The organism is Neisseria sp. P0009.S007 (assembly GCF_051962515.1).
This window is the reverse complement of sequence record NZ_JBQCVF010000492.1, coordinates 1-1,056: the sequence shown is the minus strand read 5'-3', so window position 1 is coordinate 1,056 and position 1,056 is coordinate 1. Positions and strand designations below refer to the sequence as shown.

The following is a 1,056-nucleotide window of genomic DNA, read 5'->3' as shown; positions in this document are numbered from 1 at the left end:
ATGAAACACCAACAAGGCTTCACGCTTATCGAGCTGCTGATAGTCGTTTTGATTGCAGCCATTCTCGCTACCATCGCATATCCATCTTATCAAAACTACATCCGCCAAACGCGTCTCGCATCCGTCCGTACACAGATGCTGCATAATGCCCAACAGCTCGAACGCTATTACACTCAAAAAAGTACATTTGTAGGGTTTCCTGCTGAAAATTTACAGCAGAATCAATATTTCAATATTAGTTTTTCCGAAGGTTCGGATCCTTCCGATTCAGGTTATATTTTGAAGGCTGTACCCAATAAAGAAACCAATGCCGATGAAACTTGTACTGTTTATTACAACGACAGCGGTATCATTTGGGCAAACAGCGATAAACAAAACTGCCCCAGTTATGAAATGCCAAAATCAGAATAAATCGAGAAATATAAAAGGCCGTCTGAATTTCAGACGGCCTTTTTGATGGTTTGGCTGTATAAGCACATTAGCTTAAACAGGGCAAAGATCGGTAATCCCGACCTGATGTGAAGCTAATCTTAGCCTTTGCGGCGTGGTTCGTCAGGGCGGATACGGGAAGCCAGTTGGTCGAGGATGCCGTTGACGAATTTATGGCCATCGGTGCCACCGAAAGTTTTGGTAACTTCGATGGCTTCATTGATGATGACGGGGTATGGGGTTTCAGGCATGGTGCTCAGCTCATGGCAGGCAACCAGCAAAACGGCGCGTTCGATAGGGCTGAGGTCTTTTTCGTCTCGGTCGAGCAGGGGGCTGATTTTTTCCATGTATTCTTCGGCATGGGTTTGTGCGCCGAAAAACAGTTTGTTGAACAGCTCTTCATCCATATTGGAAGATTGGGACAGTTCGTGGATGTTTTTAGCGATTTCGGGAGCGGCAGTTTTGTTGATGCCTGCTTGATAAATAGCTTGTACGGCAAGCTCGCGTGCGCGGCGGCGTGGGCTTTTCATGGGTATTCCTTGTGAAGAGAGTGCCGATGGTTGTCGGCTGAATATTGAATGATTCAGACGGCCTCAATGTCATGATTGGGAGGCCGTCTGAAAATAT

At 46.2% G+C, this 1,056-nt stretch carries 2 protein-coding genes; one reads left to right on the top strand and one right to left on the bottom strand.

Annotation, left to right across the window (positions count from 1 at the left end; genetic code table 11):
• Nucleotides 1-411, top strand: a 411-nt coding sequence (locus ACTHS3_RS14295) for a type IV pilin protein (protein WP_070606751.1), incomplete at its 5' end; no start/stop codon positions are given.
• A gap of 119 nt (nt 412-530) precedes the next feature.
• Here ACTHS3_RS14295 and nusB read toward each other — a convergent pair.
• Entirely contained in the window at nt 531-959 is a 429-nt protein-coding gene (nusB, locus tag ACTHS3_RS14290) for a transcription antitermination factor NusB (protein WP_003748564.1), read from the bottom strand.
• Between the last annotated feature and the right edge of the window lie 97 nt (nt 960-1,056).